Origin of the sequence: Amygdalobacter indicium (assembly GCF_029101545.1) — a bacterium.
GTDB lineage: Bacteria > Bacillota > Clostridia > Saccharofermentanales > Fastidiosipilaceae > Amygdalobacter > Amygdalobacter indicium.
This window is the reverse complement of sequence record NZ_CP118866.1, coordinates 66,735-86,330: the sequence shown is the minus strand read 5'-3', so window position 1 is coordinate 86,330 and position 19,596 is coordinate 66,735. Positions and strand designations below refer to the sequence as shown.

15 protein-coding genes and 1 tRNA gene are annotated in these 19,596 nt (G+C 45.2%); 5 read left to right on the top strand and 11 right to left on the bottom strand.

Annotated features, from left to right (window positions below; all coding sequences use genetic code 11):
• Nucleotides 1-13: 13 nt before the first annotated feature.
• Together PYS60_RS00295 and PYS60_RS00290 are read right to left on the bottom strand one after the other, a co-directional pair.
• On the bottom strand, nt 14-1,900 hold the full coding sequence (locus PYS60_RS00295) for a COG1361 S-layer family protein (RefSeq protein WP_315569805.1): 1,887 nt from the start codon (nt 1,898-1,900) through the stop codon (nt 14-16).
• Nucleotides 1,901-1,912: 12 nt separating this feature from the next.
• Complete coding sequence (locus tag PYS60_RS00290; protein WP_315569803.1) at nt 1,913-2,833, bottom strand: ABC transporter ATP-binding protein; 921 nt, start codon at nt 2,831-2,833, stop codon at nt 1,913-1,915.
• A 209-nt stretch (nt 2,834-3,042) separates the two neighbouring features.
• Between PYS60_RS00290 and PYS60_RS00285 the strand changes: the two genes are divergently transcribed.
• The 4 genes from PYS60_RS00285 (at nt 3,043) to PYS60_RS00270 (ending at nt 8,476) form a co-directional block, all read left to right on the top strand.
• Nucleotides 3,043-4,332, top strand: coding sequence for a ribonuclease Z (locus PYS60_RS00285; protein WP_315569801.1), 1,290 nt, complete (start codon nt 3,043-3,045; stop codon nt 4,330-4,332).
• On the top strand, nt 4,322-5,914 hold the full coding sequence (dgt, locus tag PYS60_RS00280; RefSeq protein WP_315569799.1) for a dGTP triphosphohydrolase: 1,593 nt from the start codon (nt 4,322-4,324) through the stop codon (nt 5,912-5,914). Before PYS60_RS00285 ends, dgt begins: the two co-directional genes overlap by 11 nt.
• A 24-nt stretch (nt 5,915-5,938) precedes the next feature.
• Nucleotides 5,939-7,549 (top strand): polysaccharide deacetylase family protein, encoded by a 1,611-nt coding sequence (locus PYS60_RS00275; RefSeq protein WP_315569797.1) that lies wholly within the window; start codon nt 5,939-5,941, stop codon nt 7,547-7,549.
• 81 nt (nt 7,550-7,630) lie between these two features.
• Nucleotides 7,631-8,476: an SDR family NAD(P)-dependent oxidoreductase gene (locus PYS60_RS00270; RefSeq protein WP_315569795.1), complete on the top strand. Its 846-nt coding sequence runs from the start codon at nt 7,631-7,633 to the stop codon at nt 8,474-8,476.
• Here PYS60_RS00270 and PYS60_RS00265 read toward each other — a convergent pair.
• From PYS60_RS00265 to PYS60_RS00225, 9 genes are all read right to left on the bottom strand, one after another.
• Complete coding sequence (locus tag PYS60_RS00265) at nt 8,450-10,186, bottom strand: Mur ligase family protein (protein ID WP_315569793.1); 1,737 nt, start codon at nt 10,184-10,186, stop codon at nt 8,450-8,452. The genes PYS60_RS00270 and PYS60_RS00265 overlap by 27 nt on opposite strands.
• Before the next feature lie 126 nt (nt 10,187-10,312).
• Nucleotides 10,313-10,394, bottom strand: a tRNA-Leu gene (locus PYS60_RS00260).
• Nucleotides 10,395-10,537: 143 nt separating this feature from the next.
• The gene (locus PYS60_RS00255; protein ID WP_315569791.1) at nt 10,538-11,461 is read right to left on the bottom strand and encodes a 2-dehydropantoate 2-reductase; all 924 of its coding nucleotides are present in this window, start codon (nt 11,459-11,461) and stop codon (nt 10,538-10,540) included.
• Between the two features lie 122 nt (nt 11,462-11,583).
• The gene (locus PYS60_RS00250; RefSeq protein WP_315569789.1) at nt 11,584-12,657 is read right to left on the bottom strand and encodes a PTS transporter subunit IIC; all 1,074 of its coding nucleotides are present in this window, start codon (nt 12,655-12,657) and stop codon (nt 11,584-11,586) included.
• 339 nt (nt 12,658-12,996) lie between these two features.
• Nucleotides 12,997-13,794, bottom strand: coding sequence for an SDR family oxidoreductase UcpA (gene ucpA, locus PYS60_RS00245; RefSeq protein ID WP_315569787.1), 798 nt, complete (start codon nt 13,792-13,794; stop codon nt 12,997-12,999).
• 32 nt (nt 13,795-13,826) lie between these two features.
• On the bottom strand, nt 13,827-15,236 hold the full coding sequence (locus PYS60_RS00240; protein WP_315569786.1) for an APC family permease: 1,410 nt from the start codon (nt 15,234-15,236) through the stop codon (nt 13,827-13,829).
• 463 nt (nt 15,237-15,699) lie between these two features.
• Nucleotides 15,700-16,662 carry a glycosyltransferase family 2 protein gene (locus tag PYS60_RS00235; RefSeq protein WP_315569784.1) on the bottom strand — a complete coding sequence of 321 codons (963 nt, stop codon included), beginning with the start codon at nt 16,660-16,662 and terminating at the stop codon, nt 15,700-15,702.
• A 151-nt stretch (nt 16,663-16,813) separates the two neighbouring features.
• Nucleotides 16,814-18,271, bottom strand: coding sequence for a C1 family peptidase (locus PYS60_RS00230; protein ID WP_315569782.1), 1,458 nt, complete (start codon nt 18,269-18,271; stop codon nt 16,814-16,816).
• A gap of 142 nt (nt 18,272-18,413) precedes the next feature.
• Nucleotides 18,414-18,671 carry a hypothetical protein gene (locus tag PYS60_RS00225; RefSeq protein WP_315569780.1) on the bottom strand — a complete coding sequence of 86 codons (258 nt, stop codon included), beginning with the start codon at nt 18,669-18,671 and terminating at the stop codon, nt 18,414-18,416.
• A gap of 280 nt (nt 18,672-18,951) precedes the next feature.
• Here PYS60_RS00225 and PYS60_RS00220 point away from each other — a divergent pair, with 280 nt between their 5' ends.
• Nucleotides 18,952-19,563 (top strand): ECF transporter S component, encoded by a 612-nt coding sequence (locus PYS60_RS00220; RefSeq protein WP_315569779.1) that lies wholly within the window; start codon nt 18,952-18,954, stop codon nt 19,561-19,563.
• The last annotated feature ends 33 nt before the right edge of the window (nt 19,564-19,596 follow it).

Genomic DNA, 19,596 nt, shown 5'->3' with positions numbered 1-19,596 from the left:
TCCGTTTCCGTTCTTAATAGTCTTCTCCCGGAATGTTGATGCGCTTATGCCGTTGTTTCCGCCGTTTATGCCGGATAAAGATGCCGATGCCGGTGCCAATTAATCCGAGCAGGACGAGGGTCAGCAGAAGCACCCACATTTTACTCGGAGATTTATGCATATTTCCCGGCCCGTGTTTGCCTGCAGCACCGGGAGCACCCGGCGGCAAATTCGCCATATTTTCGTTCATCTGCGGCAAATCGCTGATATTCAAAGCAAATTCATGCTCCAACGTGCTGACATTACCGCTTTCATCTTCATACGATAAAATAAATTTACTTTTGCCGCTGAAAGCTTGCGTCGTTTTGAGAGCGGCATCGACGGCTTTGGTAGCGCCTGCTTCAATATTACCCAAATAAATCGGCTCCATTGTAAACGGCGCATCTGCCGGAGCTTTAATTTCCGCATTGAATAAAGAAACTCTACCTTTATTGATCAGATTACAAAAAGCACTGATTTCACTGCCGACGGGGGCATTATCCGGCTGTAACTCAAACTTGCCGAAATCAATTCTGGCTTTTTGATTAACATACAGAGAAACCTGTTCGTTTGTTGTGTAAGAATTACCACCGTCATCCTGATATTCCAAACCGACATTCAAAGGATAAGCCTTCTGCGTCAAAGTAGCGGCAGATACCAGATTCAACTTATATTCCAAAGTTTTACCGGCGGGAATCTGCTTGATAAAGAAGGCCGTTGCACCCTCTGTCGGCAAAAAAGGTTCAGCCGTTTTTTCGCCGTTGGCGTGAGAAGAAATATTCAGGCGCATGTTGTTTACTGCCGTCATGTCCGAAGTATTACGCAACTTCAAAGTTAAGGCGAAAGGTTCACCGCCCATAATTTTTTTCGGTTCCGTACTGTATCCGCTGATCAAAACCCGCGGCAACAATTTTTGGCTGCCGTTACCGCCCAAAACTTCAATGTAAGCGGAAACCGTTTCTTTTTTTATTACCTGCATAGCATCCAGATAAACCACTTCAAAAGCGACACTTTGAATACCGCCGGCGGCCTGTTTGCTGATTTGAAATTTGCCGTAATCGACTTCCAACATACTGCCGTTATTTAAGTTCGGCTCACTGTAATAACGACCGCCTACAGGATACAAAGGCGCATCGACCTGTGCCGTTTGGTCAACTTGATTGAAAATCAGCGGACTGCCCTGCATCTGCAAAGTTACGCTCAAAATTTTCACAGTGTCCAGACCGTAGTTGGCCAAATCCAATTTAATCGGTACCCACTGCCCGGGCGTGCCCTTAGGTACAGTGTCGTTCACACAGCGGAAAAGCACTCTGGCATCCTTAGGCGCTTTTTGTCCCTGCATATTGATATAAACCGGTAAAACTTCCTGCTGCAACTTGCCCGGATCAGCTTCATCAATATAGTTAATTAAGAGATTCACCGTATAAGTTTGACTTTTCACATCATTCCGCACAGTTAAATTATTGAATTTGACAGTATAAGTCAACGCTTCGCCGCCGTTATGGAAACGGGAAGGTTCTAAAGACGGGGAGCTGACGTAATATGCCGGATATTCCTGCATGTTCAAAACAAAGGGAAAGCTGTCGGAGGCATTGTGCTGCAAATAAACCGATTGAACTTTTTTCTTACTGCTGCTTGCCGGATAACCGGTTAAAGGGTCACGCACAACAAAGCTTAAGTGCAGATTCAAATCCTGACCGTAAGCCGCCAGCCGGACACTTTCCGCATTAAGCATGAAGTTTTGCGAACTTGTAAGACCGTCAGTCTGCTTAACAGTCGGAGTGGCTGCAGCACGCACCGTTTGCGCCGGTAAATTACCGGTTGTCAGAAGCAAAGCGCTCAACACAATTGCCGTTAAATATTTTTTACCCTTATTCCGCATATTTCTTAACCTCTATTGTTTATTTACATTATCTGAAATGGTGCCGCGGCTGACAGCTACCAGCTTGCCGTCGCTGATTTTGAAAATCCGATCGGCATATTGTGCCAAATGCTCGTCATGTGTCACCATGATAATTGTTTTATTCCCGGCTGCAGCTATTTTTTTCAGCAATTTCAAAGTTTCCTGCGCCGACTTCGAGTCCAAATTACCTGTCGGTTCATCCGCATAAATAATCCGGGGGTTGGCAATCAAAGCGCGCGCAATACCTAAGCGTTGCTGCTGTCCGCCCGATAATTGCGTCGGTAAATGCCCGGCATGGTTCTGTAAACCGAGTTGTTGCAGTAAAACCGTAGCGGCTTTTTTCCGCAAAGACGGATTTACCCCTTTGAAAACCAGCGGCAGACAGACATTCTCCAACGCCGTTAAAGACTTAATCAAGTTGAAAGATTGAAAAATAAAACCGATGTTCTGCAGCCGAAACTCTACCAGCTCTCTCTCGTTCAAAGCCGCAATATCCCGATTGAAGACACGGACAATTCCGGCCGTTGCCGGCTCCAATCCGGCCAGTTGATTCAGGAGGGTGGACTTACCGGAGCCTGAAGTGCCGACGATAGCGCAAAATTCCCCCACTTTCACATCGAAGCTTACACCGTCCAGCGCCCGCACGACTGTCGTTCCGGTTTGATAGTAGCGATATAAACTGCGGACTTGTAAAGCTAAGTCCGCCGCAGGCGTATCGGTATAGGCAGCCCCGGCAGGCGGTTCCACTTTCGTAAAAGGTAAATCGGCAATCCTGCATGCAGTTTCACTTGTCGCCCGACTGTTACCGATAGCCGGCAAGTCATAAAGACTTAAGTCAGGCAGCAATTGCTCCGCTTGACTTTGCTCATCGTCTATATCAGGTGCCTTGAAGCGGCGTAGGTTCTTCCACATAAACTCACCGTTGTTACATCGTTATAATTAAGTCAATTCTATACGCATAAGATTACAATCAGATTACATAACAGCTATCACAATAAATTTCGCCGAATCACCGAACCGGAATCACTGCATCACGGCAGCTCCGGCAGCACCAATAAATTTAATTTCCGCCCGATATTTGTTAAACTGTAAGCAGCATTCAAAAAGACGAAAGGACACCAATGTTCAAAATAGAATTTGCCGGTACCGGCGGCGCTCTACCGTTAAAAAATCGTAATCTCAGTTCCGCTGTACTCAGCTATGACGGTCGCAAGTTGCTGCTTGACTGCGGTGAAGGTACCCAAAAAAGTCTGCTGCATCTGCATACGGGCTTTGTCAATATTGATATTATTTGTCTATCGCACCTCCACGGTGATCACATTTTCGGTTTGCCCGGTCTTCTGTGCACAATGGGCATGGCTAAGCGTACCAACGATTTACTTATATTAGCCCCTAAAGGTTCCCGTAATCTCTTAAGTCAATTCATCTGCCTTGTCGGTAGGCAATCTTACGGAATTTATGTGCTTGAAATGGACGGCAGCTTTACCCCTTCCGACCTTTACTCCCGCGGTCCGCTGGCGTTGGTCCGTACCTCCGACGGTTATAAAATCAGCCTCGCCCTTTCCGACCCGAAGGTTATCAATGCCGCCGGATTTTACTGCCTTTTAAGCAAAAAAACGGACGAACTCTGTAAAAGCGTCGACCTGCCGCCTGCAGCTGCACAAGACCCGGCGAACACCAAGCTCGAAGCTCTATTTCCGGAATGTAATCTTTTTTATCAACAGCAAACGCCGGCAGCTTTGCAGAAACAAAGTCGCTTGCAGAAGCAACTCAGCCGCTATGAAAATTTAAGCTTAACTCCGGAACCGGATTTCCCGGTAGATTTGTATATTAATGCAGCTGCCCAGAAACACAGCGTTCCCTGCCTGGGTTTTCGCTTCGACTTTTACCAATCAGGAAAATTCAGCAGCAACAAAGCTATGGCTTTAGGCATTTTTCAAGGATTCTGGTCATTCTTACAGCAAGGTTATCACCTTTCTTATCGTTACAAAGGCCAGGATTACGAATTTTCCTCGCACGAGGTTTTGGGCCCAAGTCGGCACAAATTCAGTCTGGCTTATGTCACGGACACCCGGCCGCTGGCTTGTAACAGCGAATTTCTCCGAGCTGTCGAAGTATTAATTTCCGAATCCAACTATGCTTTGGAAGACAAGTTGCCTTTAGCTGTCAAAAATCGCCATATGACGATGAAAGAAGCCTGCTTACAGGCGGCGAATGCTCAAGTTAAAGCCTTAATTTTAACGCATTTTTCCGCAAGTTTAATTGAACCTGAAACGTACCTGGATTACGCTCGCAGTTTTTTCAAAAACAGTTACATCGCCCGTGACCTGGATACTTTTATTCCCGCAGATGCCGCTCAAGCAACATGGCAACAAATTTCCGCGCAGAAAGAGGCTGATTATGAGTGTTGAATTATGTCACAAGCAAAAATTCTTATCCTGGAAACGACTTTTACAACCGCTGCGTTTCCCGCTGCAACAAACTGCACCTGCCGGCGATGTGAACTTGACAAGCAAACCCTTTGAAACTGATTTTCAAAGAATTATTCTATCTGCCAGTTTTCGCCGTTTACAGGATAAAACGCAGGTTTTCCCGCTGGATAAAAGCGATTTCGTCCGCACCCGTCTGACGCATTCTTTGGAAACTGCATCTTTTGCCAAAACTATCAGTCAATTAACTTTCAACAAATTACGCGAATATACCCGCAAAACACCCCTGCCGACCGGCTTGGAACTGCCCGACACCACTGAAATAGCTATCATTGAAAATATTCTCCTGTCTGCCGGTTTGCTGCACGATATCGGCAATCCCCCCTTCGGACATTACGGCGAAACAACAATCCGCTCCTGGTTTAAGAACAATCTCTCCCGCCTGCAATATCGCCAAAAATCACTGACTCACTGGTTGAATCAGCAAATGCAGCAGGACTTTTACAATTTCGAAGGTAATGCGCAGGCTCTGCGTCTGTTGACAAAGTTACATTTTTTAGACGACAACTCCGGGATGCATTTAACTTACCCTTTGCTGCACTGCCTGATTAAATATCCTGTCAATTCTCTGAATATTGAAAATCGGACGACGGATGTCGCTCACGGCGATAACAGCGTTGCTCACAGCAGCGGCAATATTGCCCGCCATAAATTAGGTTATTTTTATGCTGAAAAAGCCATTTTCCACGAACTGTCGCTGACGTTGGGGACAGCTTTAAGCGGCGACATTGCACCGTCTGACAGCAACTCGGAGCAATTAAGTTATACTTACCCCGTCACTTTGGGGGAAACTGCCTGTCGTCATCCGCTGTCTTTTCTGCTGGAAGCCTGTGATGATATTGCTTATCGGACTGCCGATATTGAAGATGCTTTACGAAAAAACAAACTTAATTATTTCACGTTGCTCGCCCATATCACCCAAGCTGCCGCCGTTCACCCGGAACTGGCCGACGATGCGGCGGACTTGAACAATTTTTACAATCTGGCTCGGAAACGCGGCTATGTTGAAACGGAATTGTACGCTGTCCAAAATTGGTTAATGCAGGCGCAAAACCGCCTGTTGCAGGACTTGGCTGCTTCTTTCTGTGAAAATTATTGTGCAATTATGCAGGGCAACTGTACCGTACCCTTGGCTGCCGGTCGTTACAGCGGCTATCTTCTGGATTTATTAGGTGAAATTGCCTACCGCTATGTCTTTACGTCCAAAGATATCGTCACGCTGGAAGTCGCCTGTAACACTGTAATTAACAGCTTATTGGACCTTTTCATTCCCGCCTGTATCAATTACGGTCAGGAAAGTGCAGATAATCAACCGGTTTACGAACGCCTGATGCGACTTGTCTCCAAAAACTATGCGCAAAGTTATCACTTGCAGTCTGCTGATAAAAGTCCGGAGGAACAGCTTTATTTACGACTACTCTTAATTACCGACTACATCTGCGGTATGACCGATAATTACGCCCGTGACTTGTATCAGCAACTCAAAGGTATTAGTGTTGTTTGACTTTATTGTGTAAAATAGTTAATTATGAAGAAGAAAAAACAAAATTCTACTCCTGCATCTTTTGACAGCACTGCCTCGCCGCTTGCTCCGCGGATAATAAATGCCGCTCGGACTGAAGCAGCTTATGCAAGTGTGCCTGTTAGCGGCCCGCAAATGCCCCAGCCGGCGCAGACGAAAAAGGCTGCCGCTCTGCCTTCGGATCAAGAAGCTGCTGCCAATCCTGCAGGTCCGCTCAATCCCTCCACTATTATCGATGCCCAGTTGCGACACTATCACAAACTCAACTTCGGCCACCGTCTGCCGCCGCATTTCGACTTCATCACTTTGTTGATCTACATTTCAGGTTTTCTGCTGTTAATCGGTCTGACTGTGATTCTCTGGCCGTCTCACCCTTTAACTGTGCCTCATGATAATTACAGTGAAAATAATGCGGAACCGCTGCCTTTAACTACACAAATTAAAATTCAGAGCAATGACGAAGTGCAAAGTACCTCCGCCGCCGTCACGCAAACGACCGTTAATTACACTTTCGGCAAAGATATCAAAGGCCGCCTTTTTTACGGCAAACCTATCGGTCCCAACTTAATTGTCAGTCGGAAAAGTGACTTACGTCTGCCGCGCCTGCCTAATTTAAGTACGGCAATTGACGCCGATACGCGCTATCTTGAATGGGAAATTCAGCACACCAAATTGAGCGCCGATAATCACCGTCTGCCTGTAATCAGCGATAATACCGCCAATTATTGTGCTACTTATAACGTCCTTTGGGATCTCAATCCGCTTACATTGAAGGATATGAATGCCATCCACCGAAGTTATTTGGAAAAAGCCGAAAAAGAAAACAAGAAGCACCCGACTGCGCCCCGCGCCTCTACCGGACCGGATGCGACCATTCAGCAAGTTGCACCGGCTGCTCCAACTGCAAGTTCCGCCAAGAGACAATTAACCGAATTGCAGAAAGCCAATGCCAAATATCGCCCGGAAAAAGTCATATATATAACTTACGATTTTGTCAAAGGCGAAAAAATGAAGGCCAAACAGGTCTTGGATATCCTCAAAGCTTATCAGATTCCTTGCAGTTTCTTCATCGGCGGCGATTTTCTCAGCGAAGCGCCGGACCTCGTTCTGCGTATGGATAAGGAAAACCACTGCATCGGCTCGTTGGGCTGGGACTTTGAAGATTCCGCCCGTCTTTCAATCCGCAACCGCAAAACTTTTCTCAAAAGTCTGCACAAATTGGAGAAGAACTTCGAACTTTTGACCGGCAGACAGTTGGACAGCTTCTATCGTCCGCCTTCAGGTTCATACAGCGAATTAACTCTGGCTTTAGTCAGAAACAGCGGTTATTACCCGACTTTCTGGGGCTTGGAATTACACAATTTTTGGCCTGATGCCAAAGATAAGCTCAATTTCCGTTACGACAAACTCAGGAATCGTAACTATGCGAAATTACCCTATACGGTACCGGAAGCTCTGAACTACATAGAAAGAGAATTGCACGACGGCTTAATTTTACGCCTGGACGGTCGTTCGCAAGTTGAAGTCGACCTTTTGGAACCTTTAATTAAAAAAATAAAAGCTGAGGGTTATACCTGCTTAAATTTGAACGAAATTCCGCTGAGTTTAATGTCTTAACGCCGAATTTCCGCTCTATAGTTGCAGCTGAAACTCCACTCTAATTCAACAGGAATTCAACCGGAAAGAAGAAGCGAAAAAATGAAAGAACTGATAATCATAAGCGGCGCCGACGGCAGCCTGGGGCAAGCTTTCCTGCAAACTTTAGCAACCGAGCAAACTTATTTCGGTAACTACTATGTTCTTACCGGCCTGAAAGTTGAGGAAAATTCCGGTTGCAAGCGCCTTGCAGCTACCCTCCCCCTGCCTTATATCGCCATAAACCTGGATTTGAGTAAGGATAATGCGGCTGAAGAATTGGCAGCTGCTATCAACGCCGAACTCGGCTGTGACTGGCAAATCACCTGTCTGATCAACAACGCCGGCATCGGCTTCAAAGGTCCTTTTGCCGCCCAAAATTCCAAGGATCAGGAATTATGCTTAAAACTCAACGTCTTCGCCCCTACCCTTTTATTAAGCTATTTTCTGGAAAAAGGTAAATTCTCTCCACACAGCAAAGTCACAGTCATCAACGTCGCTTCTTCCTCCGCCTTCACCCCGCAGGCCAACTTCGCCGTCTACAGCGCCGGTAAAAGTTATTTACGCAATTTTTCAATTGCTCTAAACGCCGAATGGCAGGCCGCCTCTTTACCGTGGCATTGTACCGTTGCCTGCCCCGGCCCTATGTTAAGCGCTTTTCTACAGACTGCCGCTAAATATCTGCCCGCAGATGCAAACAAAAACAGCTCCTCTACGAGCAATGCGGCCGCCGGCTTGCCTCTATACAAGAAGCTTGCTTTGGAAAATCCGCTCAAAGTAGCAAAATCCGCCATCAAGGCGGCCAAAGCCGGGAAAGATGTTTCCTACTCTTCTTTTATAACTTATATTCTGCGCTGCCTCGCCGGTCTGCTGCCGGCCGGCTTATTTGCCCGCCTCACCGGCAAATAACTTATCCTTATCCGTCGCTTCATTCGCCTGCCCGCAAACTCGATCTTTGACAGCCTGCATAATAACTTCTGCCGCCAAATCCGGATGCTGCGCCGCCAGCTGCTCTAAACACAAACGCGCTCCGGCATCCATCCCCTGACAACCTGCAAGCAGCAGCACATCACCCGGCTGTAACTCGGGCAAAACAGCTTTAATCGCCCCTTTAAGCGTCGGATAAAGTTTATAGGGCAAATTAATTGCACGCATAGACTCCTGAAAAGCGCCAAGCTCGTCCGCCTGCACCTGATCGTAATGTCCGACAACGTCCTGTGATAAAGTGGCACTGAATGAGGCCAAACGTAATTTCGGTAAAAAAGGTGCCAGCTGCTGAATGTTTTCCTTATTCACCGTAACGCCGCGCTTACCTCTGATCGCATATAGAATATGTAAATGCCGATAATCCATTTTACTTAAAGAAGTTAAAGAAAAAATGATATTACCGGGGTTGGCGAAATGGTCATCGTAAATTTGATAATCAACCACCTTCTGCCAGGCAGTCCCCTGCACTTTAACCGGAGCCAGAATTTGTTGGAAACGCCGTTCTATCCCCTGATAGCGCGCCAAACCGTTACAAGCTTCTACAGGTGAAAAGCCGCTGACAATAGCCAAACTGAAAGCCGACAAAGCATTCATCACGGAATGATAACCCGGCACCTGCAAGCTCAAAGGGTAGACATAATAACTGTACGCACCTATCTGCCGTCTACCTGCCGTTTGCCAAGCCGCTTGCGCCCCCTGTAATTGCTGCGCCGTCGCACAGTCCAGCAAAATAGAAAAATGCGGCAAGCCCGCCGACAAATCCACGTCCGCCGCCAGAACTTGCGGCCGATCCTCTTCCCGCTGCACCTGACTCAAGCGTTGCTCCGGCCAATTACTTAAGTCGGCAAAACCTAAAAGCCGTCCCTTAACCATCGCCCGTTGCTCATAAATAACCGGATCATCAAAATTCAGCACAACTGCCGTATTTTCATCGGCACAATCTGTAATCAGACGCATTTTAGCCTGCAGATAATTAGCGAAAGAACCGTGATAATCCAAGTGTTCCCGACTGATATTATTGAACGCCGCCGCCCGATATTTCACCCCGTAATTACGTCGCTGATCCAAACCGATAGACGAACATTCCATAACGGCATAATGATAATTACTGTCCGCCATCTCCCGTAACAGCTGCTCCAACTTAACAGCATCCGGTGTCGTCAAATGGCTCATTTCACTGCGTTTAGCCGTTTCATAACTGACTGTACCGACAACACCTATCTCTTTCCCGGCCGTAAGTGCAATCGTCTTATACATTAAACTTGTAGATGTCTTGCCGTTGGAGGCGGTAATACCGATAACCTGCAAAGACTTAGACGGTGCATCATAAAACCAGTTCGCCGCTGCCGCCAAAGCCTGCCTTGTATCTTGGACCTGCAGACAGGTAACGGAAGATTGCAAACTTTTTATCTTGGCCGCATCCTGCACAACCAACGCTATTGCCCCCTGCGCACAGGCTTTATCCAGATAATCATGTCCGTCCGCTTCCAACCCTTTAATCGCAAAAAACACGCCTCCGGCCGTCACATAACGGGAATCGAAGGCTATTTGCTTAACTTCCGTCTGCATCTCTCCCCGGTTCAAAATTGCAGCTCCAAGTACATGTGCTAAATTTTCCAATGTCTTTGTCATAATTATTCAGTCACTTTCTTATAATCTAAAAGTTGCTTGCCCGCCGCTGACGGCCGCTTCTTCAAGTATAATTTCCATAAGCAAAAATCCGTACCCGGCATGCTGCTACAGTACGGACTTTCATTATGCGGTCGACAGGACTCGAACCTGCATGACTTGCATCACCGGAACCTAAATCCGGCGTGTCTGCCAATTTCACCACGACCGCCAAACTTTTTTGTATTATAACATAATTTCGAAATTATCAAGACTTAAATCCGCCCGGCTGCCCGCATAATAAGCTCACGCCTGCCAAAAAAGCCTATCTGAAAATTCAGACAGGCTTTGAAAACATCATTTTCCGAATATAATTTATTTAATATTCAAAATGCTCTCTTTGGCATGAATCAAATCGGTAATCATCTGGCAATAAGGAGTTGCAATCCCCAACTTTGCGCCTTTACGAGCCACAGCACCGTTGATGTAATCAATCTCGGTCAAGCGGTGATTTTGAATCAAATCCTGATGCATGGACGGATAATGCCGGGCAGCAATCTCAGCTGTATGCATAACATAATCGACAATTTCCTGTTCATTCAACTTCACGCCTTCAGCTGTACCGACCAGAACGAATTCATGAATAATCGTCTTAACAATTCTAATTGCCGCTTCACTGGCGAAAAATTGGCCGATAGTGGCATCCGTCAAAGCGCAAGTCGAATTCATTGTGCCGTTGACACAAGCTTTACGCCAAATTGAAGGCACAACATCATTATCATAAATAACATTTAAGCCGGCCGCATTCATCGTATCAACAATATCCTGCACCGCAGCTTCACCGGCAGCAGCGAAACTTTGCAGATTAATCGTACCCTTGCCTTGCAAAATAGCCTCGCCCGGGCCTTTCAAACCGGCTGTCCAGACTGTTACACCCATCATAATATTCTCATGCTTAATGTATTTGCTGATCACATCTTCATGCCCCAAACCGTTGAGCAGGCACAGAACTTTGGTCTCAGGACCGATAACCGGTTTAATTTTTTCCAGCATATCCTGCAATTGCATAGCCTTCGTAAACAAAATAATAAACTCAGCCTGCTTATGTGCTTCTTCCGGCCGCATAATAGTCATCGGTACAACTTCATCCTGATCGCCCACAATATGTAAACCGTGAGCCTTGATGGCATCAATATGAGCCTGCCAGGAATCCAGCAACACCACTTCGTTCCCGCTCTTCTGCAATTGATAACCGAAACGGCACCCCATAGCACCGGCACCTGCAATATAAATAAACATAACATAACTCCTTCCGCTTTTTTCAAAGCATTCGCTGTCTGAAAATTCTCCAGCTGACGCTGTTGTTCCAAGCACCTTTACAGAGACAGCAACTGCAAAAGCCTGATTAACTTAATTTTATTTTAGTTAGCTTTGGACTTAAAGATATCGTTCTTGTACAAATGTAAAACATCGACAAAGAGACGATCGATAATGAAACCGACAACAAACGGTACCACTACCCAAGTTAAAACAATTACCAGAATTCCGACATTGGAGGAATTCAAGGCAGCCAACGGGCTGACGAAACCGACCAAACCGAAACCGGCACTTCCCGGAGTACCGCCCATGCCCAACAGAGGAATCGACAAACTGCTGATAGCCGCCGTCAAAGCTGCCCCCAGACCGATAATCGGAGTAGTCAGGAAATTAGGCATCATCATCTTCATAGCGCCTAAAGCGATAGCAATAGGTACACCCGGCTTATTCACCCGCAAAGTTGCACAAACCAAAAATGCTGCGCAGGCCGCTACACCCATACCGGCGGCTGCCGAACCGATACCCGTCAGACCGATCGCCAAACCGATAGCTACAGTTGAAATCGGGCTGATAATTATAATTGCAAAAGACATCGAAATTAAAATACTCATCAAAATCGGTTGTAATGTTGTAAAGGCATTAATACCGTGACCGATGAGAGTAGTAATTTGCGAAACGAAAGGCAAAATCTTCCAGCCGACGTAACCTACGCCCGTACCGACAATAATAGGCAGGAAAACAATAGACAGAGAACCCAATTTGTTGCCTATCAATTGCAGAACTAAAACTGCCAAAGCTGCCGTAATCATGGTGTTAATAACATCACCGATACCGGCCAGTTGGAAAATATTAGCTGTTTTATCAGCAATAGTAACGTTTGTAACAAATCTCCAAGCACCGGAACCTATATAGGCGGCACCGCCGACAATTACCATATGCATCGGCGAAAGCTTGAACTGCTGTGCAATCAAAGCACCGGCCATAATCGGAGTAAAGAACTGGAAAACTTGCACAATGTGCAATAACTCGGCACAAAATACCGAGTTGGCTACAAACGGTTTCAAAAAAGTCGCCAAAATAGCGTTCGGAATTAAGGCCACAACAATAGCAATTGTTGTACCGTTTAATACCTTGAGCAGAAACGAACCTACCGTTTCCTTTTTTAATGATTCAGACATATTGTCCTCCTTGATACTGACGTAATAACAATAGTATAAATTTATCTAAAATAGTTGCAAGCTTTTTTCGTTTTTTTCTACATCTTGCCCAACTATAAATAGATAAAATGACAAATTATACAAAAACATCACGATTTTTCGTCTCCATTAATGCGTTTTGCTGATAAAAAACTAATTTTTCCTATTATCGGCAGTGCAAAAGACTCTTGATTGGACAAATATCTGCACTTGTATTTCCGGTGCGGCCGGACAAAATAAAGCCCGTCGCCGCCGCTTTTCCGAGCAAACAGGCAACGGGATATTCTGAAAATTCCACGATTATTCGTATACGCAAAATAATCAGTTTGTACCGATACTCATTGTTTCCGGTAATGTTGCACCGCCGTCAATAACGAACTGGGCACCGGTAATGTAAGAAGCTTCATCACTGCCCAAGAAAGCGAAAAGCTCACCGACTTCAATCGGTTTGGCCAGGCGTTTCATCGGTACGTTCATGGCAATAGCGTTAATTGCGCTCTCCGGATCTTCCGGATTGGATTCAACTGCCATTTTCTCGACCATCGGTGTCCGGGCATAACCGAGTTGAGAACAGTTAACTCTGATATTGCGATTAGCATACTCTACGGCCAAGCATTTAGTTAAGCCTACCAATGCCGCCTTAGTTGTCGCATAAGCAGCCTCTCCGGCATCAGCGACGATATCACCGGTAACGGAAGAAGCGATCACAATCGCACCGCCTTTGTTCTTCAACAAATACGGAACTGCAACCTGACAGGTATTCCAAACGCCCTTGATATTTACATCAATATGGAAATCACGCATTTCGTCGCTCATTTCCTCAAAAGGTGCCAAACGACAAACACCGGCATTACAGCAGACAATATCCAACTTGCCGAATGCAGCAACAGTTTTCTCAACCGCTTCTTTCATCTGCTCTTTCTTGGCTACATTGCCTACATATGTGATAATATCGGCATTATATGTCTTTCTTAAACGTTCTGCCGTTTGTTCAACTGCCGGCGACATATCAATCATACACAGCTTAGCGCCGTATTTGGAATATGCTTCACAGATTCCTTCACCCAAACCGACGGCAGCACCTGTAACAACTGCCACTTTACCTGTTAATTTTGCCATAATAATTCTCCTTTAATTCAATTGCTTTTTCATTAAAATTCTTGCTCACCTGCAGGTGTTTCGATTAAAACCTTAGTTTTGCGCCATCTGACACAGACCATCCAGAGCCAGATCAGCACGCCGACGCCCATATAGACACCGAAAGAAATCCACGAACCTCGACCCTGACCCAAAGTACAGAAGTAAGCAATGGCAACCATGATAACCATCGCCAACAGACGCGTGAAATTGCCGCCTCTAACCAGATTTTTATTATTCTTGTACCAGTCTTTATGTTGACTTCTAATACTGATGGCCGAAATCATCGTAATCGCATAGGCGCAGGCACAGCCGAAAGACATCAAGTTGAAGAAGTCGTTCATAAAGGTGGTAGCGTTTTGAATCAAAACAAAGGTCAAAGTAATAGCCAACAGGAAAATATTAGGTACAATAGGTTGGCTGTGCTTATTTACTTTTGTAAATATTGCCGGTAAGAAATTCTTCTTGCCCATAGCATAAAGCATTCTGACAATAGACATCCAGAAGCCCAAAATGGAAGCCGTCATACCCAACAGGATTGATAACAGACCGTAAATCAGCGGCCAAATCTTCCAGCCTAAAATCTGTTGCATAGCTGTAATTGTCATAAAGCCGTCTTTACCGCCGGCAAGCAGCGTCTGAAAGCTGTCCAACCCGGCAACGCAGAAGAAGAAGAAGGTGTAAATAGTGCCGCAAGTTAAAACCGAGCCGCAAATTGCTTTCTTGGTATTGGAAATCGGGAAGTCTCCCTCTTCGACCATTTGCGGTACCGTTTCAAAACCGAAAAACGGGGTAATCAACAGCGCCATACCGATAATCCAGCCGGGAATACCGTTAATTTGAGTTAAATTAGTTTGGAACATATTGCTCAAATTGCTGAAACTCCAATGACCGGAACACAAAAGAAGCAAGCCCGTAAGCACAGTGCCCGTAATATTGGCAAAGAGGCAGAACGCCTGCGCTTTAACCAGGAACTGAATATCCTGCAGACTCATAAAGAAAACCAGCAGTAAAATAATTACACCGATAATCATAATGCTTTCAAAATTCAAAGCCAGACCGAAGGTTCTGCTGATGTAAGTTGCAATAGCCATAACTACTGCCGGCGGCACTGAAATCCACGCCGCCATAATCAACCACGATGCCAGAAAACCGATGTGTTTATTCAAACCGACCGTATTGTAAATCAGTTCACCGCCCGCCGTATGGAACAAGGAGGACAATTCGCTGTAAACCAAAGCTACCGGCAGAATAGCCAGAGACATCAGGGCAAAAGCTAAGAATGTACCCGCTCCGCAATAATTAAAGAATACGGAATCCCAATAACTAACGTAAGTAAAGATTGAACCGGTAGCCACGGTGTAGACAAAAATCAACGCCAGACTTTTCTGCAATCCTTCCTTTTTTTCTTTATTGTTTCCCATTGTAGGAAACCTCCTTTTGCTATTTGTATATACTATACTACATTTTTAGTGAAAAAGGAACATAATTTACTTTTGTTTTTCTTGAGTTTTTATGCAATTTGTACAGATTAAAGACAAAAATTCGTATTTTTAAGGCCTAAATTCCCATTTTTATCAGTGAATATTTCTTACCGATATGAATAGTGTCGAACATTTTCCTGATTTTTCCGGTTTTTCTTGGTTTTATTTGGGAATTTTTATGTTTTTTTGTTCTTTTTCAGTTCTTGACTTGCCTTTAATAGATGCTACCGACCGTTGCTGCCAAGCATCACAACTTACTGTTTGCTGTCCTCTGCCCGACTTCCTGCACCGGCCGCCGATCAATTCAACAAAAAAAAAAGGCGAAAAAATTTCGCCCCTTTTCTCCCTTCACCACAGATCCGGCAACCCAATCGCCGGTATCTGCCTGATTACACAACTTTTCTCAATCTTCCTGCATAATAATGTATTGCGGTCGATTCAAAGCCGCCTTATAAAGCCGTTGCAAATATAAAGACTTCAACAAATTACTGCCTAAAATTAAAAACACTCCCAGCAGCACAATAAAAGTTAAATAATCCAAGCGATCCAAAGGCCTTTTTTGCGCCAGCAGAATAAAAGCAAAATAAGCCACCTGCCCCACACCCAAAAGAATTACAAATACAATTTCCAGAAACTGCAAAAACACAGGCACATCGGAAAAAGCGTAAAAAGCATCGCTCGCCAAATTGACTTTACTGCGAAAAGACCATTTAGACACGCCCACTTCCCGCTCGGCCACCTCAAACTGCACTTCCGCATGTTTAAATCCGATCCAGGAACACAAGGCCCGAAAGAAACGCTCATGTTCCGGCAAATCCGCCAAAATCCGCACTGCCCGGGCACTCAGGAGCTTAAAATCGGCCATATTTTTCAAATTAACCCGACTATGCTTATCGAAGAAGTCATAAAAAGAATTGGCTAACCACCGATTAAGGCCCGACTCCTTGCCGCGATCGGACTTAACAGCATCGACGATATCCGCCCCGGTAGCCAGGAATTTATCAATCATCGGTACAATCACTTCTAAAGGATGTTGCAAATCGGCATCAAGAATAACAGTAGCTGCAGCTGTCGGCGAAACGGCCCGAATTCCGGCAAGCAGCGCCGCCTCTTTCCCGAAATTTCTCGAAAAACGCAGCAACTTCACCCGAACATTCACCGTACCGGCAACTTCCTTTAAAAGATTCTGCTTTGCCTCCGCCAAACATGTCCAAGTATCATCTTTTGAACCGTCATCAACGGCAATCACTGTCAATTTGTCCGCCTTGCGACTCAGAACATTCTTAATGTAGCCGGCCAAATGTGCAAAAGTTGTCAAAATCTGCCGCGACTCATTAAAACAAGGCATAACCAAGCTCAGTTCCATACTGTTCAACTCCCGTCCCGGCGCGCAACACGCCGCAAGCTCCCTCATATCTTAGCCTATTTCTCACCCGTAGTTTGTATATTCTCTGTGAAAAAGTAAACGGCCCGGCAATATTACCCGACCGTTCAAGCACCTGATTAAATAAAGGATTTTATTTTCCCGGGAAACAAATCATTTTCCAAGGTTCAATCTCCTGCGGTTTCTTCTTCAATCCGGCCAGAATCGACTTGGAAACATACTTTTTATTGACTATTACTTGATATGTGTTATTCAGGAACCATTGATGGCTCATGCTGAAAACGCCTTTCTCGCCGACCGTATCGCCCCAGCTGTTCTCAACTTTCCACTTCTTGACTTCACCGTCTTCCGTCAAATCGACGCCGCACAGAAGCATAGCATGATTAAGTTGAGTTTCACCGATAATTGTCCGATCTTTCTTGCTGAACTCGCCGACGGGAGTTAACGTCAAATCCGTCAGATAAGTTTCATGATCCAAGTAACCTTTTTTACGATCGGAAGATTTACCGACATCGCAGGCGAACCACATCGGTTGACCGGCTTTAATGGATTTAACGGCAGCTGCAGTCAATTCTTCCATCGGTGCCAATAATTGCAACAGGCCCTTACCTTCTTGCACCAATTGGCAATATTTGTAAGTTACGGCTGTACCGTCGGCAAAACGCTCGGTCGGATCGTTGGTCAGCACCACCATATCCTCCAGCGGCAAGCCGCAATATTTCTCGTAAAATTCTTTCGGCGTAATACCTTTAATTTCCTGCTTTTTCTTCTTTTTATCCATATAAGCGAAATTAACCGTTGTCGGCGGTTCGCCTAAGGATTTAACGCAAATATTGTAAATTTCGCTCAGACAGGCTTCTTTCTTTTGCCGCATTTCCCGAACAAACTCCGCTGTCGGTTCTTCCCCGGCCGGATAAGCGGCAGCATAAGCATTGCGCATCTGCATCGCCGTACGATACAAGCGTTCATTCAAAGCTTCTACCATAAAGGTAGTATTGGAAGAATGGAATGTTTCCGGCATACAGGCTTTGGGCACCACGCCGTATTTAGTTACCAAATCGGCGTACCACTCGAAGAATCCGCCGTCACCGGCTGCATTGTCCTTAACAAAGTCAAAGTCGCGGCTGTAAACGTCCTTATTCAAAGTTGCGATAATGTTCTCCAAGAAGGCGTTGGACTTTTCCATTTTCTCATAGAAACACATGTAATTCTCGGACAATTCAAAATCATCCAATTGCAATGTTTCCATGATGCTGACACGAGCTTCATTCAGGGCGGCAAAGAGCCAGCAACGTCCCGACTGTTTCTGATTCGTTATACCGCCGCGTTTCGTTTCGTTCGAAAAAACGAAGCGTTCGTCCCGCAACATGTTGTTGTTGAAGCTGGCTTCGGCGATACCGACATTGCAAATAGCCGACGCTATAACTTTATTCGCGGCTGAGGCAGCGAAGTCTTTTTGAAATTTAGCATATAATTCACTGTTAACGGTCTGATTGGCGTCCAGTTCGGCAATTTGGGGTAATTTGTAATTTTTCAGCTTAATGGCTTTCGTCTTTTTTTCTTTTTTTACATCTTTTTCTGTTTCCGGCATATTATTCTCTCTTTCCTGCACAACTATTGGTCAATTATAAACTTTTTGCACTGTTTTTGCCAATGTTGGCGCCGAAAAAAAGGCTGTTTCCCGGGAAACAGCCACAACAATAATTCTCATTTCTTAATCATTCACTGCGCTTTTATACCGGTAACGACATTATAATCGGGAATGTAAAAATAAGTAATATGCTGAAAACTAAAGATATGTATTTCTTCGCTATTAAGGAGAAAAAGCCGCACACGATACCGACCGGCGGCGCAACAAACAAGCTCAGGAATCCCATTATTGCAAGTGGACTGTTAAATAACGTTAAATCCTTGAAAAAGATTGCTGCCAAAATTAAGATAACATACATCAACGCTATAACGGCGTCTACCACCACTGAAAATTTTTTCATAAACAAGTCAACCTCCTCTTACGGTATGATTGTATTTTATTTTTTTGCTGCCCGGTGTCAATATATCAATAAGAACCGACCCTTATTTTCGGCCGAATGCATAATCTTTTATTAGTTTTTGCTACAGATTGCACAAAAGCACAAATATTCCCCGAAAATCTCAAATTTTCCCTAATAATCGTGCAAAAAAACAAATCAAATATTACTTTTTACCGTAACTTCCCGCAATTCCTGATATAATATACGCACGCAAAACTCAAAGAAAAGGTGGTTTACGCCCATGTCAATTAATGAACAGTCCCGTCCGATTCGTCCCTATCACGATACGTTGGTCAACTTGGTACTCGCCGGTTTATTCGCCGCTATCAGTTATGTTGTCTTCGTTTTTCTACGCGTCGATATTAATATCGGTGTTACCAAAACCAGCTTTCATGCCGCCAACACCCTGGTGGTCTTAGCGCCTTTATTAATTGCCGCCCCTTATGGTCTATTGGGACCGGCAATCGGTCTGTTCCTCGCCGACATGTTCAGCGGTTATGCCCACGTCGCCCCCGAAACGCTGATTCTTAAAATTGTCATGGCAGCAGTTTGTTATTACAGTTTCAAAGCTCTCAGCCGCAATACCCCCACAGAATCGACCCGGCATTACCTTAACGCCACCATCGCCATGATTGCCGGCCTGGTTACCAACGCCATACTGGCACCTGTCAGCAGCTATTTCTACCATACCTATCTCTTGGGCTCCGCCACTTCACCGGCCAAAATATTCGTCAAAATTTCTGCCGGAGTGACTTGGTTCAATGCCGTTTTATCCGCCATCCTCGGCGCAGTTATTTATGTAGCTCTCTATAAAGCCTTGAAACATAGTCATTTGAAACATTTCTTCCATTAAAAATAAGCAAACGAAAACAGTCAAAAAGCAGGC

Bases quoted from the DNA above. Each gene is read 5' to 3' on its own strand.
- PYS60_RS00230 (WP_315569782.1), bottom strand. From the start codon at position 18,271: ATGCCGGAAACAGAAAAAGATGTAAAAAAAGAAAAAAAGACGAAAGCC.
- PYS60_RS00265 (WP_315569793.1), bottom strand. From the start codon at position 10,186: ATGACAAAGACATTGGAAAATTTAGCACATGTACTTGGAGCTGCAATT.
- PYS60_RS00220 (WP_315569779.1), top strand. From the start codon at position 18,952: ATGTCAATTAATGAACAGTCCCGTCCGATTCGTCCCTATCACGATACG.
- PYS60_RS00275 (WP_315569797.1), top strand. From the start codon at position 5,939: ATGAAGAAGAAAAAACAAAATTCTACTCCTGCATCTTTTGACAGCACT.
- PYS60_RS00295 (WP_315569805.1), bottom strand. From the start codon at position 1,900: ATGCGGAATAAGGGTAAAAAATATTTAACGGCAATTGTGTTGAGCGCT.
- PYS60_RS00235 (WP_315569784.1), bottom strand. From the start codon at position 16,662: ATGGAACTGAGCTTGGTTATGCCTTGTTTTAATGAGTCGCGGCAGATT.
- PYS60_RS00255 (WP_315569791.1), bottom strand. From the start codon at position 11,461: ATGTTTATTTATATTGCAGGTGCCGGTGCTATGGGGTGCCGTTTCGGT.
- PYS60_RS00250 (WP_315569789.1), bottom strand. From the start codon at position 12,657: ATGTCTGAATCATTAAAAAAGGAAACGGTAGGTTCGTTTCTGCTCAAG.
- PYS60_RS00225 (WP_315569780.1), bottom strand. From the start codon at position 18,671: ATGAAAAAATTTTCAGTGGTGGTAGACGCCGTTATAGCGTTGATGTAT.
- ucpA (WP_315569787.1), bottom strand. From the start codon at position 13,794: ATGGCAAAATTAACAGGTAAAGTGGCAGTTGTTACAGGTGCTGCCGTC.
- PYS60_RS00270 (WP_315569795.1), top strand. From the start codon at position 7,631: ATGAAAGAACTGATAATCATAAGCGGCGCCGACGGCAGCCTGGGGCAA.
- dgt (WP_315569799.1), top strand. From the start codon at position 4,322: ATGAGTGTTGAATTATGTCACAAGCAAAAATTCTTATCCTGGAAACGA.
- PYS60_RS00285 (WP_315569801.1), top strand. From the start codon at position 3,043: ATGTTCAAAATAGAATTTGCCGGTACCGGCGGCGCTCTACCGTTAAAA.
- PYS60_RS00290 (WP_315569803.1), bottom strand. From the start codon at position 2,833: ATGTGGAAGAACCTACGCCGCTTCAAGGCACCTGATATAGACGATGAG.
- PYS60_RS00240 (WP_315569786.1), bottom strand. From the start codon at position 15,236: ATGGGAAACAATAAAGAAAAAAAGGAAGGATTGCAGAAAAGTCTGGCG.